Source organism: Luteibacter sp. GL_149 (assembly GCF_057834065.1).
Genome location: NZ_CM174395.1, coordinates 1,151,946 through 1,166,837, shown reverse-complemented (window position 1 = coordinate 1,166,837; position 14,892 = coordinate 1,151,946). Strand labels below are relative to the sequence as shown.

General features: G+C 63.9%; 16 protein-coding genes. 2 read left to right on the top strand and 14 right to left on the bottom strand.

Features of this window, described 5'->3' with window-relative positions:
* Positions 1–52: 52 nt before the first annotated feature.
* The 7 genes from AC3IR3_RS05270 to AC3IR3_RS05240 all read right to left on the bottom strand — a co-directional run bounded on the left by AC3IR3_RS05270 (position 53) and on the right by AC3IR3_RS05240 (position 7,056).
* On the bottom strand, positions 53–733 hold the full coding sequence (locus tag AC3IR3_RS05270; protein ID WP_489195930.1) for a TonB family protein: 681 nt from the start codon (positions 731–733) through the stop codon (positions 53–55).
* 6 nt (positions 734–739) lie between these two features.
* A complete protein-coding gene (locus AC3IR3_RS05265) occupies positions 740–1,147 on the bottom strand; it encodes an ExbD/TolR family protein (protein WP_132146570.1) in 408 nt (135 codons plus the stop codon).
* A 15-nt stretch (positions 1,148–1,162) separates the two neighbouring features.
* Positions 1,163–2,971 carry a DUF2341 domain-containing protein gene (locus tag AC3IR3_RS05260; protein WP_489195929.1) on the bottom strand — a complete coding sequence of 603 codons (1,809 nt, stop codon included), beginning with the start codon at positions 2,969–2,971 and terminating at the stop codon, positions 1,163–1,165.
* A 34-nt stretch (positions 2,972–3,005) separates the two neighbouring features.
* Complete coding sequence (locus AC3IR3_RS05255) at positions 3,006–4,685, bottom strand: ShlB/FhaC/HecB family hemolysin secretion/activation protein (protein ID WP_489195928.1); 1,680 nt, start codon at positions 4,683–4,685, stop codon at positions 3,006–3,008.
* A gap of 142 nt (positions 4,686–4,827) precedes the next feature.
* A complete protein-coding gene (locus tag AC3IR3_RS05250; protein ID WP_489195927.1) occupies positions 4,828–5,787 on the bottom strand; it encodes a FecR family protein in 960 nt (319 codons plus the stop codon).
* A gap of 4 nt (positions 5,788–5,791) precedes the next feature.
* A complete protein-coding gene (locus AC3IR3_RS05245) occupies positions 5,792–6,328 on the bottom strand; it encodes an RNA polymerase sigma factor (protein ID WP_489195926.1) in 537 nt (178 codons plus the stop codon).
* A complete protein-coding gene (locus AC3IR3_RS05240) occupies positions 6,328–7,056 on the bottom strand; it encodes an STN domain-containing protein (protein ID WP_489195925.1) in 729 nt (242 codons plus the stop codon). Before AC3IR3_RS05240 ends, AC3IR3_RS05245 begins: the two co-directional genes overlap by 1 nt.
* A gap of 189 nt (positions 7,057–7,245) precedes the next feature.
* Here AC3IR3_RS05240 and AC3IR3_RS05235 point away from each other — a divergent pair, with 189 nt between their 5' ends.
* The gene (locus tag AC3IR3_RS05235; protein WP_489195924.1) at positions 7,246–7,611 is read left to right on the top strand and encodes a hypothetical protein; all 366 of its coding nucleotides are present in this window, start codon (positions 7,246–7,248) and stop codon (positions 7,609–7,611) included.
* Here the strand turns inward: AC3IR3_RS05235 and tsaE are convergent.
* Positions 7,585–8,061 carry a tRNA (adenosine(37)-N6)-threonylcarbamoyltransferase complex ATPase subunit type 1 TsaE gene (gene tsaE / locus AC3IR3_RS05230; RefSeq protein ID WP_489195923.1) on the bottom strand — a complete coding sequence of 159 codons (477 nt, stop codon included), beginning with the start codon at positions 8,059–8,061 and terminating at the stop codon, positions 7,585–7,587. The two genes, AC3IR3_RS05235 and tsaE, sit on opposite strands and share 27 nt — an antisense overlap.
* Positions 8,058–9,536 carry an NAD(P)H-hydrate dehydratase gene (locus AC3IR3_RS05225; RefSeq protein WP_489195922.1) on the bottom strand — a complete coding sequence of 493 codons (1,479 nt, stop codon included), beginning with the start codon at positions 9,534–9,536 and terminating at the stop codon, positions 8,058–8,060. The genes tsaE and AC3IR3_RS05225 overlap by 4 nt, the downstream gene beginning before the upstream one ends.
* 35 nt (positions 9,537–9,571) lie before the next feature.
* Here AC3IR3_RS05225 and queG point away from each other — a divergent pair, with 35 nt between their 5' ends.
* Complete coding sequence (gene queG, locus AC3IR3_RS05220; RefSeq protein WP_489195921.1) at positions 9,572–10,639, top strand: tRNA epoxyqueuosine(34) reductase QueG; 1,068 nt, start codon at positions 9,572–9,574, stop codon at positions 10,637–10,639.
* A 64-nt stretch (positions 10,640–10,703) separates the two neighbouring features.
* On the opposite strand, the gene AC3IR3_RS05215 is transcribed toward queG, so the two are convergent.
* The 5 genes from AC3IR3_RS05215 to rpsD form a co-directional block, all read right to left on the bottom strand.
* Positions 10,704–12,077: a class II 3-deoxy-7-phosphoheptulonate synthase gene (locus AC3IR3_RS05215; RefSeq protein WP_489195920.1), complete on the bottom strand. Its 1,374-nt coding sequence runs from the start codon at positions 12,075–12,077 to the stop codon at positions 10,704–10,706.
* Positions 12,078–12,118: 41 nt separating this feature from the next.
* Positions 12,119–12,619, bottom strand: a complete 501-nt coding sequence (locus AC3IR3_RS05210; RefSeq protein ID WP_489195919.1) for a disulfide bond formation protein B — start codon at positions 12,617–12,619, stop codon at positions 12,119–12,121.
* 198 nt (positions 12,620–12,817) lie between these two features.
* A complete protein-coding gene (rplQ, locus tag AC3IR3_RS05205) occupies positions 12,818–13,204 on the bottom strand; it encodes a 50S ribosomal protein L17 (RefSeq protein ID WP_132146603.1) in 387 nt (128 codons plus the stop codon).
* Positions 13,205–13,240: 36 nt separating this feature from the next.
* A complete protein-coding gene (locus AC3IR3_RS05200; protein WP_132146606.1) occupies positions 13,241–14,239 on the bottom strand; it encodes a DNA-directed RNA polymerase subunit alpha in 999 nt (332 codons plus the stop codon).
* Positions 14,240–14,255: 16 nt separating this feature from the next.
* The gene (gene rpsD / locus AC3IR3_RS05195; RefSeq protein ID WP_132146609.1) at positions 14,256–14,882 is read right to left on the bottom strand and encodes a 30S ribosomal protein S4; all 627 of its coding nucleotides are present in this window, start codon (positions 14,880–14,882) and stop codon (positions 14,256–14,258) included.
* Between the last annotated feature and the right edge of the window lie 10 nt (positions 14,883–14,892).

The following is a 14,892-nucleotide window of genomic DNA, read 5'->3' as shown; positions in this document are numbered from 1 at the left end:
GTCTCCGGTAGCTTTTTATGTGCTTCGCGTGAGTTCGTGTCGGCGGCGGGCATCAGCCCGGACGACGACCGCGGATTGAAACGCGCAGCGGAAAATGGGTGGTGGATGGCGGTGCCGCGTCGACGCGCGGCATGGCGCGCAATGCGGCAGCCAGTGCGTCGTCGGTTGTCTGATTGCCCGTGGAGCCGACCAGTTGTGCCCGCGTCAGCCGGCCATCCGGGTCCATCCAGATGTCGACGCGCACTTCGAAGACGAGGCGATTGACCCGTTCGTCGCGCTGTACCGCTTGCTGGATCGCGTAACCCAGGTACTGGTCGTAGCTGCCGGTTCCCGTACCGTTACCTCCCCCGGAACCGACCATGCCCCCGCCCGTACCGGCGCCGATGTTGAACGAGTCGCTACCGGCCTGGGCGTCGCTGTTGATCGTCACCTGCTTGGCGACATCGTTCGACGGCTTGGGTGCGTCGACCGGCTTCATCGGTTCGGCGGGCTTGTCGATGGTCTGCTTGATCTCTTCCTCGACCTTCTTCGGCTCCGGTGGCTTTTCTTTCGGCGGTGGCGGCGGTGGCGGCAACGGCGTGATCGTCGCGATGCGCGGCGCTTCCCGGCGCACGCCGACACGACTTCCGGCCATGTGCCAGATCATGCCGACGATGCCGAGCAGCACCGCCACGGCGACCGCGCGCGGCAGCCATAGCCGGAGGCGTTCGCGCGATGTCGTACGCTTGTCCACGCGTCGTCAGCCCTTCGCCGGCTTGCCGGTCACGAGACCGACCTGGGAAAGATCCACGCGGCGCAGCAGGTCGAGGATGTCCATGACCTTCTGGTACTGAACCGTCGAATCGCCCTTCACCACCACCGGGAAATCCGGGGTAAGCGCCTTCTGCGAGCGCAGCCGCTGTTCCAGCTCGGACAACGTCACCGGATAGGCATCGAGGAATATCTGCCCGGTCTCGGACACCGTGATGGCCTTGGTCTGCGGCTTGGCCATGCTGACCGCGGCGCTTGCCTTGGGCAGATTGACCTTGATGCCCTGCACCGAGGCCGTCGTCATGATGATGAAGATCACCAGCAACACGTACGCCAGGTCGAGCATCGGCGTGATGTTGATGTCGTCGTACGGCTTTTCTTCTTCCTGGGCGCGCATGGCCGTGGTCTCCCGTCAGGCCAGCACGGGCTGGTCGGCGCTGCGATGCAGCTCGGCCAGACGGGTGACGAACTCATCGACGAACACCTGCATGTTCGCGGTGACGTTTTTGTTGCGGATGAGCAGGTAGTTGTAGCCGAACAGGGCCGGAATCGCGACGAACAGACCGGCGACCGTGGCGAGCAGCGCGGCGGCGATACCCGGCGCGATGGCATTGACGTTCACATCGCCCGCGGCGGCAATCGCGGCGAAGGTGATCATCACGCCGACGACGGTGCCGAGCAGGCCGAGGAACGGGCCGCCCGAAATCGCGATCGTCAGCAACACCATGGATCGCGACAGTTTCTGATTCTCGCGGACCAGCACCGAATCCATCGTGGCGCGGATCGCCTCGATCGACTCGGCGGCGATGCTCGCGTGACCCTGTTCGTCGCGCCGGCTCCAGACTTCTTTCGCGCCGACCTGGTACAGACGGAACAGCGACGAGGAGCGCAACGGTGCGATCGTCGCGGAGCCTTCCGGTTCGCGGCTCAGGGCGAGCATGTTCTTTCCCGCCGCGCGAAACAGGTCGACGAAGGCCTCGTTGGCGCGGGTGACCGTGCCGACATAGACGGCACGCTGCCACATCACGACCCACGATATGACCGCCATGACCAACAGAATGCCGATGATGACCCATGCGTCGGCGGTCACGGACTTCACGATGATGCCGAAGTAACCGAAGCCCATCCCGGCCTGCTTTTCGTCCTGGCCGTACTGGACCAGCTTCGACTCGGCGCCCTGCGCCATGGCGTCGACAGCGATCAAGGCCGGTGTGCGGGCCACGCGCGACAGCCGCACTTCGTCCAGCTGACCGACGAAAGCATTCGCTGCGTCCGCCGGTGCGGTAGCGCCCGCCTCCGGCGCGGCATCGCCACCGAGTACGGCCGACGATGTGAATGCCGGAAGCGCCGCATCCATCGTTGCGTACTGGCGGCCATCCACATAGATAACGAACTTGCCATCGGCGGCGGTAACGGCCAGATGCGTCCACTGGCCCGGCTTGATGGCGTCGCCGGGACTGCTGCGCACGGTTGTCGCACCCGTGACTTCCACGACGGGAACGCCCTTCTCCAGCGCGATCACGAGCGACTTGCCATTCTGCCTGCGCGCATAGATCGCCGAACGTCCGTCAGCGAGCGCGTCCACTTTCAACCATGTGCTGAAGGTGAAGGCGCCGCCTTCCGTGGTGTTGAGCGATACGCTGCCCGGCAACGCCATTGGCGTCGATCCGTCGAGCCGTGCCGCCTTGCCGATGATGCCGTCGACCGTCGCGACCGACCCGGCCTGTACGTTGTTGCCGTAGGCCGTGGCATCGTGGGGCGGCGTACCCGGCGCTTCGTCGAAGTGATAGACGATGCTGTAGTCGGCATCGAATACCGCTGCGCCCTTCCCGCCTTCGGTCGCTTTCTTGTCGCCGTAATACATCCAGATGGACTGCTGCGCCGAACCGACATCCGGAACGTCGACCCAGATCAGCGCGACGCCCAGCACGGGGTCGAAGCTTTCGATCTGGTAGTTGAGCGGTGTCTTGTCGTCCGCGGCAATGAAACGGATGTCCGCGCCTGTTTCGGAAACGCCATCGAACTGGAAGTTGCCGGAATGAAGCCGGATAAGCAGCGGCGTACGGCCCGCCGAAGCGGCCAGGTTGCCGCCCTTCGCGCTACCGTCGACGGTGATCGCCTTGCGGAAGGCGAAGTCCTGGTTCCACCAGGACGCTTCGGCATGCGCTACCTGCGCGGTGCCGATGAAAAGAAGCAGACAGGCCAAGATCAAGAATCGCATAACTTCCCCTAAACGTTGGGCTCCGACGTTGACGTCAGAGATCGGCCCTTAGACTGAAATGAACGCGTGTGTCATGCGCGCGCGTGGCTTGCCCATCCTTAAGGGGATAGGCGAACTCGAGCGTGCCGGTGACGAAATCGAAGAACTGGAAGCGCGTGCCGAGACCCGCGCTGAGAAGGTCGAAGCTGGTTTTGCGTATGTCGCCGCGCGACGGGTCCGCGGCGTCGACCGGCTGCGCGAGCGCGTTCGACAGCACCAGATGCGCGCCGTCGACGAAGGCGTGGAATCGCCAGTCGTTGGCCCACTTGCCCACCGACGGAGCGATCGACGGCGAACGGAATTCGGCCGAACCGATAACGCCATGATCCGCGGTGTCTTCGGCTTCGAGATAACCGCGTACGGTGCTCGCGCCACCAGCGGCGAACTGTTCGCTCGAAACCAGCGACGATGTCGCCCCCTGCGCACTGCCGCGAAGCGAAAGGCTGTATCCGTTGTCGAAACGAAGTACGTGCGTCAGATCGGCCCGCACATAGAAGAAATTCGCCTTCGCACGATAGCGCTGGTTGTCGAACTCGGCGGCATCGCTGCCGCCTGCGCGCATACCGGCGGTCGCGCCGATGGACACATTGGTCGTCGACTTGTCGCGTGTAGCCTGCCCGTTGTACGACACGGTGAAGGGGATATACGTGATCGGCGACTTCGACGCCGCCGTGCCCTGGTTGATGTTCTGGTCGAAGTGTTTGCGCGTGACGCCGATGTTCAGCGACTGCGCATAGGTGCCATGCGTCGGCAACATGCGGATAAGCTGGAATCCGAACGCGTTGCCCTTACCCAGGACCGTGGTGCCGCCGACGGTATTCGCGTTGCTGTTGGACTTGTAGCCGGAGAAGAGCAGGCTCCAGTCCGCATCGAGTGGTACCAGATAGGACCCTGCGTAGACTTCCGCGGCGTTCCGGTCCTGCGGCGCGACGATATAAGTGAACGACGCCGTATGGCCGAGCTGCCACAGATTGTCGTTACGAATACTGCCGACGGTGCGCAGTTCGGGCGTATCGACGCTGTGGTCGTTGTTGACCTCGATACTGCCATGCCAGGGCGAAGCGTCTTCGACCTTCAGCGTGACGTCCATGGTCTGCGGCTGCGATCCGGGCGTGAGCATCGGCACGACCTGCCGGCCGGGTTGGCGATTGACCTGGGTGAGCTGGTCCTGCGCGGCGTTGAAGTCTGGCAGCCGGCCTTCCGCCAACGCAGGCACGGCGTCGCGAATTTCCTTGGGCGAATGGTATTTCGCGCCTTCCACGCGCACCCGGCCGATGGTGTTCTCCATGACCTGCAGCCGGATAACGCCACCCTTGACCTGCTGGGGCGGCAGTTCGACGACCACGGATTGATAGCCACGATTCTGGTAAATCTTCTGCAAGGCATCGCGGGCCGCATTCACATCGTTGAGCGACTTGCCCGGACCGAGATACGGATAGACAGCCGTTTCGATGTCCAGCGACTGCAGAGCGGTATTGCCGTCGACGACGTACTCGTTCACGTCGAAGGTTTCGGGAACGTTAGCCGCGGCGTTTGGCTGCGCATCCTGCGCCTGCGCCTGCGCCTGCGCCATCGCGCCGAGCGCAAGCCCGACGAATAGCCGTGCGCATCCGCTGCCGCGCACGTTCCTCGCTTTTTCCATCATTCGCATAACCGCCACACTGGCTCCGCTCACGCGCCCTGCGCCCCTGTTGGTCGTAACTCGTGGACTTCCGAACCATCGATCGGTGTCTTTCGCAGGGTTAGACTTCCCGCGCTGGTCGCGACTGAACCGGTGTCACAAAAAATTCACCGTCGGCGCGTCGCCAGGACGGCAATCAGCTGAGCAGGACCACGCCACCGGGCAATTCGGTCACGTGAGCGCCATACGCGTCACGGATCAGCTCGGCGACGTCGCCGAGCTGGTCGAGCGAAAAGCGCGCATGCACCTTGCGCATGGCGAGATCGGAGTTCGTGACGATGATTCGCCCCCGACGATAACGATTGATGTCGGCGACGACCTCGGACAGCGGCTGGCTGTCGAAGATGAGCACGCGATGCCGCCAGGACATCGCGACATCCGTATTGACGGCCAACGCTGTCCCGACGCCACGCTCGTCGTAGTCGACCTGCTGCGATGGCTTGACGACCGCGAGGCCTCCCGCGCAGGCCAGTTCCGTATCGCCCTCTAGGCAGGTGACCTGTATGCCGGCGTCCAGACAGCGAACATTGCAGGCGCTGCCCGCGCCAGCGATGACCTTCCCTTCGCCGGCGGCAATCACGAAGCGGGTGGCGCGCGCAGGTAGCGTCGTTACCAGCGCTTCGCCCGCGATCAGGGCGATGCCGGAACCGCCGGGCAATACATTGAACGCGGTCTGGGTGTTCATTTCGATGGCGGCACCGTGGAGTTCCACGCGATGCTGCTCGCCGACGCCCGTCTGGAAGTCGGGGACCGCTCCCGACCAGCCGGGCAAGGGACTCCACGGCGAACGCAGCAACATGAAGGCGCCTGCCGATGCCGCTACGGCACTGCCGAGGAAGGCCCTGCGGCTTACCCGCGGCATCGGCCGTCGACGGCGGGAAGCAGGGTTGGCGGCGGCGCGTGCCGCCGGCTCCAGTCGCTCCCACATCACATGCGCTTCGGCGAACGCACGGGCGTGCGCGTCGCTGGATGCGCACCAGCGACGGAACGCCTCGGCGTCGTCCGCCGTGGCCTGGCCCGATGTCAGCAGTAGCAGCCACGCCTGCGCGTCGCGCCGTAAAGCCGCCTGCTGCTCGTCGTCGTGTTCGCCGTCCATGCTCTTATGACGTTTTTCCCGCGCCGGGACCGAACCGCTGCACGACGCGGCGGTCCAGCCGGTCGCCGCAATGCTCCAGCGCCTTCCTGAGGTCCTTGCCGACCATGCGCACGGAAATGCCGAAACGCGCGGCGATGTCGGTATGCGGCTGCTCTTCGACACGTGCCGCGATCAGGATGTCCCGCTGGCGCGCGGTCAGTTCGGCGAGAGCCTCCTGCAGCGCGGCGATATCGCGCCGTGCCTGGAATACATGCGCGGGATCGAGCGCGTCGTCGGCCATATGCAGCAGCTCGTCCACCTCCTGACCAGTCAGGAAGCGGCTGTCCGCCCTGCGCTGGTCTGCGGCGACGTTCAGTGCCATACGGAAGAGATAGCCCGTGGGATTGGTCGATCCGCCATCGATGGCGCGCATGCCTTCCACACGCAGGAATGTCTCCTGCATGACATCGTCGACCATGTCGTCGGAGCGCAGACGCATGCGCAGGCGGCGTGCGAAGTCCTGATAGTGGTCGACGAACAGGCCAAGCATGGTCGATTCCATCAGGCGTCCGCTCCATGGTTGGCGCCCTGGATCGCGCGCCGGCAGTCGAAGGGAGCGTCGGGCGCACGTGGAAGCAGCAGGATAGTCAGCGGTTCGGAAAGTTCGGCTGGCGGCACGCCCACGTCGAGGCCATTCATGATCGCGACGATGCGTCCGTCCAGATCGTCGCTACCGGCAGAGTTCAGCAGTTCGGTCCGGCGCACCCGGCCGTTGGCGTCGATCCAGAGTTGGAGCGCAAGCCGGAAGCGTCCGGGACGGGTACGTTCGGTACGGCAGAGCGCCGCTTCGATACTTGCCTGCAACCGTGCGGCATAAGCTGCACCGATATCGACGGTTCCTGTTGTGGCTTGCGCGGTTTCGGCGCTGGCCGTGCCGGACGATTTCGGATCGGCGACGAGCGTGAAGGCATCGTTCGACGCATAGCTCGGCGTAAGGCCGGTCCCTTCCAGCAACCTGCGCAACGCCGCGGTAACGTCGAAACGTCCGGTGACGCCAGGACTGTTACGCCCTACGGTCTGCGCATCGTCGACGAGGACGGCGATACCCGTGGTTTCGCTGTAGGCGCGCAAGGCCATCACCAGAGGCTGCGGTGCGATATCGAAAACGACCTGCTCATCGTGTCTGTGGCCTGCCGTGTTTTCTTCGGGAAGGTGCTGTATCTCGGCTCCCATACACAGGGAGCTGGCAAATGCGATGGCCCCGATCCACGCGACCGCGCTTCGTGCCACGGTCATTCCCGTCCGCCTGATCCCCTGGGATCGTGATCGATGCAGATCCCTAAAGTAGGCCCGTCACATGACACATCCGCAGCACTTTTGTGACCATATTTATTTCCGTTTCGTGACACGCCACGTTAAGGGCCGTCACGGAGTAGGATGCGCGCCAACGGCTGCCGGCCGGTTCCCGTGGTGCCTGCCATGCGTCCTTCAACAATCCTTGTCCTGCTTGGCTTTGCCCTGGTCGTCACCGGACCGGCGGCGCGTGCGCAGGATCGCGCGACCGGCGACAGCATGGCGATGTCGTGTACGGATGTCGAAATTCAGGGCAGGCGGGTGCCGTCGTACGACTGTCTCAGCCACCTGATGGCCGCGCCCGCACGCACGGGCGCATCGACCGCCCCACCCGCCAGCGGAGCGCAGTCGGCCATGTCCAACCGGATGGGTATGTATAACGACAGTGCGCTGCGGCAACGCATGGGGACCAACTTCGGACGTTCCGTGGAACCGATGCGTCCTGTCGTGTCGTATCCGACGCCGTTAGTCCCCGCGCCGGGCGGCCACTAGCGCGTCGAGCGCATGCCGTCCACGATCGCCGAAAGCATGCCAGGTGGCGACACGGCCCGTGCCGTCACGACGCAAGTCGAGCACGATGTCCGCGGCAGGCAACGCACCCGCGCCCCGTTCGGGCCATTCGACAAGGACGATGGCGCCGGGTTCGGCGAGCGAGTCCAGCCCAAGCCATTCGAGCTCGCCGGGATCGGCAATACGATACAGATCCAGATGGAAGGCTAAACGGCCATCGACTTCGTAGCCTTCGACGAGGCTATAGGTTGGGCTCTTGATGCGTTCGCCAACGCCGATCGTACCGAGAAAGGCGCGTGCGAATGTCGTCTTGCCCGCGCCCAGATCGCCATGGAGATACATGACGAGCCCACCTGGCACGAGCGAAGCGAACTGTTTGCCGAGCGCCATCGTGGCTTCTTCGTCGGCCAGGACCATGCTGAACTCGCTCATGCCTTAAGTCCATTGACGAGACGACGCAGCGGATCGAGCAAATCGGTAGCCAGCAGGCCGCGTTCGCCGTCGCGAGCGGCAACATCGGCTGCCCGGGCATGAAGACCCACGCCGAGACACGCCGCGTCCCATGCGCTCAATCCCTGCGCCATCAGGGCAGCCACGATGCCGGTGAGCGTGTCGCCCATGCCACCGCCGGCCATACCCGGATTACCCCAGGGGCAGACCGCGACGCGCCCGTCGGGAGATGCGATCAAACTGCCATTGCCTTTCAGAACGGCGACGGCGCCATAACGTCGCGCGAGTTCGCGGGCGGCAGCGTAGCGGTCGCGCTGAATGTCGGCGGCCGATACGCCAAGCAGGCGTCCGGCCTCGCCGGGATGCGGCGTGATAACCGATTCGACGGGCAGGTCGCGCTTCTCCTTCGCCAGCATGTTCAGACCGTCGGCATCCAGTACCAACGGGCGTCCGGCATCGAGAGCCGTCGTCCACAGCGCATGTCCCCACGCGCCCTGCCCCAGGCCCGGGCCCAGGGCGAGCACCGTGGCCTTGTCGAGCAACGGTTCGAGCGCCTGCGGCCCGTTGACGCCACGCGCCATCAGTTCCGGCCGGCCGGTGTTGATCGCAAATACGTTTTCGTCCCGGGTGGCGACACTGACAAGCCCGGCCCCCGTGCGCAACGCGGCCTCGCTCGCCATGCGGATGGCGCCGCCCGTACCGTGGTCGCCGCCGATCGCCAGCACGTGGCCGTTGTCGCCCTTGTGGGAATCGCGCGGCCGGGCCGGCAGGGCTTGCGGGGAAAGGAGACGGGCGTCCGGCTCGATCGTACCCACGAGTTCGTCCGACAGACCCAGCCGGGCTAGCTCGATCTCGCCCGCCAGCCCGCAGCGGCCCGTGGACAGACCGCGCTTGCGCACGATGAAGGTGACGGTGACCGTCGCCTGCACAGCGACGCCCGGGTTGGCGCCGGAATCGGCCGAAAGGCCCGAGGGAATGTCGAGTGCGAGAATCGGTTTGCCGCAGACGTTCAGACGCTCGATAAGCGAGGCCGCGACGCCGGTCGGCGCCCGGTTCAGGCCCGTGCCGTAGAGCGCATCGACATAGACGTCCGCTTCGGGCAGTTCCATGTCCTCGCGCGCGTTATGTACGGTGCCCCGACGCGATTCGTAGGCATGCCGCGCCGTCAGGGCGTCGTCGCCGCCCGGCGCATCCAGGGCGACGACCTCGGCCACCATGCCCGCCTGGAGGGCGAGTTCGGCGACAAGATAGCCGTCCCCACCGTTATTGCCCGAACCGCACAACACCACGACACGGCGGGCCTGAGGCCAGCGCCGTCCCAGGGTGTCGAAAGAGGCATGGGCGGCGCGTCTCATCAGTTCGAAACCCGGGATCCCCAGGTCCTGGCTGGCGCGCCGGTCCAGTTCGCGCGCCTGTCCGGCGGTAAAAAGGGCGGTATCGACAGTGTTTGAGCTCATCGGTCGATTATAGGAGCCGCCGGTAGAATAGACGCATGTCCGCCCCCGTCCCCACCACGATCGATTACGCCGCGCTTGCGCTGAATATCAAGCGCTGGGCGCGCGAGCTCGGTTTCGCGGACGTGGGCATCTCCGGCACGGCACTCGGCCACGACGAGGCCTATCTCGAGCGCTGGCTCGCCGACGGACATCACGGCGAGATGGATTACATGGCGCGGCACGGCACGCGACGCAGCCGGCCCGCCGAACTCGAGCCGGGCACGCTGCGGGTGGTGTCGGTGCGCATGGACTATGTGCCGCCTGGCACGCGCGATGCCTGGGATGTTATCGGCGACGGCGAAGCGGCCTATGTCGCGCGCTATGCACTCGGCCGCGACTATCACAAGCTCATGCGCAACCGGTTGCAGAAACTGGCCGAACGCATCGGGCAGGCGATCGGCGAATTCGGCTACCGCGCTTATGTCGATTCCGCGCCCGTGCTGGAAAAAGCGCTGGCGCGCAACGCCGGGCTGGGCTGGATCGGCAAACACACGGTCCTGATCAACAAACGCGCGGGTTCGTATTTCTTTCTGGGCGAGCTATATACCGACCTTCCGCTGCCCGCCGACGAGCCGGCGTCCGCGCATTGCGGAAGTTGTCGCCGCTGTATCGATATCTGCCCGACGCAAGCCATCGTGGCTCCCTATCGCCTCGATGCCCGGCGCTGCATCTCCTATCTGACGATCGAATTGCGCGGCAGTATTCCGGAAGAATTCCGCGCACCGATGGGCAACCGCATCTTCGGCTGCGACGACTGCCAGCTGATCTGCCCGTGGAACAAGTTCGCACAGGAGGCCGTCGAACCGGACTTCGCTCCCAGGCATAGTCTCGACGGACCGAAGCTCGTGGATCTGTTCGCCTGGAGCGAGGACGAATTCCTGAAGCGCACCGAAGGCATGGCCATCCGGCGCACGGGATATGAAGGATGGTTGCGGAATATCGCCGTGGGACTGGGCAACGCGCCGACATCGGATGGGGTGGTCGACGCGCTAAAGGCGCGTGCCGACGATCCGTCGGCGATCGTGCGCGAGCATGTCGCGTGGGCGTTGTCGCGGCACGGTTGATTCCACGACAAGGCGCGTTACCTGTTGTAGGAGCCCGCTTGCGGGCTCCTACAACAGCAGCTGCTTATGCCATCCCGCCCGACTTGCGCACGATCAACATCGCCAGTTCCAGCGATTGTTCGTAATTCAGACGCGGATCGACCATCGACTTGTACGCGCGCTGGAGATCCTGCTCCACCAGATCGCGCGCGCCGCCAAGGCATTCCGTCACGTCTTCGCCCGTCAGTTCGAGATGCACGCCGCCCAGACGCGTACCCGTTGCCGCATGGATGTCGAACGCCTTGTCCAGCTCGCCGGCAATGTTCTCGAAACGGCGGGTCTTGAAGCCATTCGACGTGCTTTCCGTATTGCCGTGCATCGGATCGGCCACCCACAGCACGCGGCGCCCTTCGCGCTTCACGGCCTCGAGCAACGGCTGCAGCGCCGTACCGATCTGCGCATTACCCATGCGATGGATCAGCGTGAGACGCCCCGGTTCTTCGTTCGGATTCAATACGTCGATCAGGCGCAGCAGATCGTCCGGCTTGACCGTCGGTCCAACCTTCACTGCGATCGGATTGCGGATGCCGCGGAAGTATTCCGTGTGTGCACCGTCGAGCGCAGCCGTACGCATGCCGATCCACGGGAAGTGGGTCGAAAGGTTGAACCAGCCATCCTGACGCGGCACGCGACGCGTGAGCGCTTCTTCGTAGTGGAGCAGCAACGCTTCGTGCGACGTATAGAAATCGACGCGCGAGTAGCTCGAGATCGACTGGCCCGCGAGCGTCTCCATGAAACGCAGCGAGTCGCCGATGCTGCCGACCATCCGGCGATATTCCGCAGCGAGCGGCGAATGTTCGACCCACGCGAGATCCCAGTATTCCGGGTGGTGCAGATCGGCGAAACCGCCATCGATCAGCGCGCGCACGAAGTTCATGGTCATCGCGGAACGCGCATGTGCCTTGATCAGACGCTGCGGATCGGCACGACGCGCTGCGGGCGTGAACTCGGGGCTGTTGACCAGATCGCCGCGGAAGGCGGGCAAGGTGACGTCGTCGCGCGTCTCGGTGTCGGCGGAACGCGGCTTGGCGTACTGACCGGCGAAACGACCGACGCGAAGCACAGGCTTCTTCATGCCGTGCACGAGCACGAGGCTCATCTGCAACAGCACCTTGAGACGATTGGAGATGATCGGGCTCGTGCAATCCGCGAAGCTCTCCGCGCAATCGCCGCCCTGAAGCAGGAAGCGTTCGCCGTTCTGCGCTTCGGCAAGCCGCTCTTTAAGAGCGAGGACTTCCCACGAGGTCACCAGAGGCGGTAGTTCGCCCAGGCGATAAAGCGATTCGCGCAGCTCGGCCGCATCTTCGTACGTCGGCTGCTGCAAAGCGGTCCTGCCCTGCCAAGATCCCGGCGTCCATTCGGAGGCTTCGTGATCTACCGCTTTGAGTGTGTGTTGCATGACAGTCATACCTTCAGGAAGCGCCTTTGTGGCGCGGTCGATCAACGAACGGTGCGACGAGCGGCAATGACTGCCCAGACACCGAGTACAACGAACCAGATCACCGTCCATGCGGGCATGGGCAGACCAAGGATCGGTTCAATCTTCGCGCATTCGCCGGAGCCGGTGAATGCGAGTTTGAGCATCTTCATAAACGGAAACGAATCGAACAGATAACCGAGACCCGGACCGCACGCGGGTACCTGGTCGGGCGGCAACGTCTGCAGCCAGAGATGACGGCCGGCAACCACGATCCCGCCGATCGCTCCGACGATGGCGAGCACGGTATAAACCGTACGACCCGCGGGACGCCGTGGCGCATGCAAAGCACCAATGAGGAAAACGAGGCCCATGAAACAGACCGCGATGCGCTGGAAGATACACAGCGGGCATGGATCGAGCAGCATCACGTACTGCGCATAAAGCGCGAACGCCATGAGGCCTGCGCAAACAACGAAGCCGGCGAGGTAACGCGTACGGAACGACCAGGAGAACGGGTTCATAAGACGCTGCTGCATTGCGGAACGACCACGTTAACTCTTTGTGTAGCGCGTGTCAGCCTGTTGACGCGCAATGATGTGTCGTAGTTTTCTGAAATACGCTCGATAAGTTGCAAGCAGAGGTTGCGGACGTCTGAAACGAGAAAGCCCCGACCGGTTTCCCGGCCAGGGCTTCTCGAAAACACGCGATGGATTGCGTGCTTATTCTGCTTCGACTGCCTCGGCGTTAGCCGGGCGATCCACCAGCTCGACATACGCCATCGGCGCGTTGTCGCCCGGACGGAAGCCGCACTTGAGGATGCGCAGGTAGCCGCCGGGACGCTCGCGGTAACGCGGCCCGATTTCGACGAAGAGCTTGCCGACGGCCTGCTTGTCGCGCAGACGCGCGAAAGCAAGACGACGGTTGGCAACGCCATCGGTCTTGGCGAGCGTGATAAGCGGCTCGGCGACGCGACGCAGTTCCTTGGCCTTCGGCAGGGTCGTGCGGATCAGCTCGTGCTTCAGCAGCGACGAGGCCATGTTACGGAACATAGCTTCGCGATGGCTGCTGGTGCGGTTGAGTTTGCGTCCGGATTTTTGGTGGCGCATGGTCTTATTCCAGTTCTATAAAGGGCCGAGCGGGGCTCAACCCAGCTGCATGCCGTGCGAAAGGCCCGGCGGCGGCCAGTTTTCGAGTTTCATGCCAAGTGCGAGACCACGCCCGCCCAGCACATCCTTGATTTCGGTCAGCGACTTCTTGCCAAGGTTAGGCGTTTTCAGCAGCTCGACTTCGGTCTTCTGAACCAGATCGCCGATGTAGTAAATGCTTTCCGCCTTCAGGCAGTTCGCCGAACGCACCGTCAGTTCGAGGTCGTCGATCGGACGGAGCAGAAGCGGATCGAACCCACCCTTCTCAGCCTTGGTCGAATCGCTCTCACGGCGCGAGAAATCGCCGAAGACCGACAGCTGATCGTTGATGATCTCGGCAGCCTTACGGACTGCGTCCTCAGCGCCGATGGTGCCGTTCGTTTCGATGTCGAGCACGAGCTTGTCGAGGTTGGTGCGCTGCTCGACACGAGCGGCGTCCACTTCGTAAGCCACGCGCAACACCGGCGCGAACGAGGCATCCAGCTGCAGACGGCCGATGGGGCGCGTCTCGTCGTCCGGATGCTGGCGCGCGCTGGCCGGCTGGTAGCCGACACCACGACGCACCTTGAGGCGCATGTTCAGAGCCACATCCTTGGTGAGGTGGCAAATCACATGGTCGGGATTCACGATCTCGACGGAATGATCGACCGCGATATCGCCCGCGGTGACCACGCCCTTACCTTTCTTCGACAGCGTCAGGGTGACTTCGTCACCACTGTGCTGGCGAATGGCCACGTCCTTCAGGTTGAGCAGGACTTCGATCACGTCCTCCTGCAAACCTTCGAGAGTGGTGTATTCGTGCAGGACACCGTCGATTTCTACTTCGACGATGGCGCTGCCGGGAATCGACGAGAGCAGCACGCGACGCAGCGCGTTGCCCAGGGTGTGGCCGAAACCACGCTCAAGCGGCTCGACCACCACCTTCGCGCGGTTGGATCCAAGCTGCTCGACGCTGAGGCCGCGAGGCCGCAGCACGCTAGTTGACGAAACTGCCATGCAAGGCTCCGATGGATTACTTCGAGTAAAGCTCGACGATCAGGGCTTCGTTGATGTCGGCCGGCAGGTCGCCGCGATCCGGCACTGCCTTGAACGTACCAGCGAACTTCTTGCTGTCGACTTCGACCCACGACGGACGAAGGTCCATCGTGTCGTAGACGGTAGCGGCTTCTTGCACGCGCAACTGGGCGCGGGCCTTTTCGGTCAGCGAAACTTCGTCGCCCGGACGGACGTTGTACGAAGGAACGTTGACCTTCTTGCCGTTCACCGTCACGGCCTTATGGGCAACGAGCTGACGGGCCTGGGCGCGGGTGACCGCGAAACCCATGCGATAGACGACATTGTCGAGGCGGCTTTCCAGCAGGCGCAGCAGGTTCTCACCCGTATTGCCCTTCTGGGTCGATGCCTTGACGTAGTAGTTGCTGAACTGACGTTCCAGCACGCCGTAGATGCGCTTGACCTTCTGCTTCTCACGCAGCTGAACCGCGTAATCGGACAGACGGGCGCGCTTGTTGGCGCCATGCTGACCGGGCTTGTTTTCAAGCTTGCACTTGGAATCCAGCGCGCGGGCCGGGCTCTTCAGACCGAGGTCGGCACCCTCACGACGCGCCAGTTTGCAGGTAGCTCCACGATAACGGGCCATGGTTATGCTC